We start from the raw sequence: 262 nt of genomic DNA, 5'->3' as shown, positions 1-262 counted from the left end.
GTTGCCCCAGTCCTGGCGGCCAGCCCATTCCGGGCTCTTGAACACTTGTAGCTCGGCGCCGAGGCCGGGCGTCGCGTGGTGGAAATAGTTGCCGACCGCATCGAGCAGCTCGGTCTCGGCCCGCTTCTGCATCATGTGGATGACGGCCTTTTCCTTTGGCGTCTTGCCGGTGAGCCGCGGATCGCCGTCGAGATTGTCGAGGTATTCGGTGATGGCAGTGGCCTCCGCGATGTAGGTGCCGTCCTCGAGCTGGAGCACTGGC

The 262-nt window shown here is 64.5% G+C and carries 1 protein-coding gene; it reads right to left on the bottom strand.

The window, feature by feature from the left end; translation table 11 throughout:
- A partial coding sequence (locus AF337_RS11420; RefSeq protein ID WP_483150622.1) for a glutathione S-transferase family protein occupies window positions 1-262 on the bottom strand: 262 nt, incomplete at both ends.

It is taken from the genome of Rhizobium ecuadorense (assembly GCF_001187535.1).
Lineage (GTDB): Bacteria > Pseudomonadota > Alphaproteobacteria > Rhizobiales > Rhizobiaceae > Rhizobium > Rhizobium ecuadorense.
The sequence above is the reverse complement of the archived record's forward strand: the minus strand, read 5'-3'. Positions and strand labels throughout refer to the sequence as shown.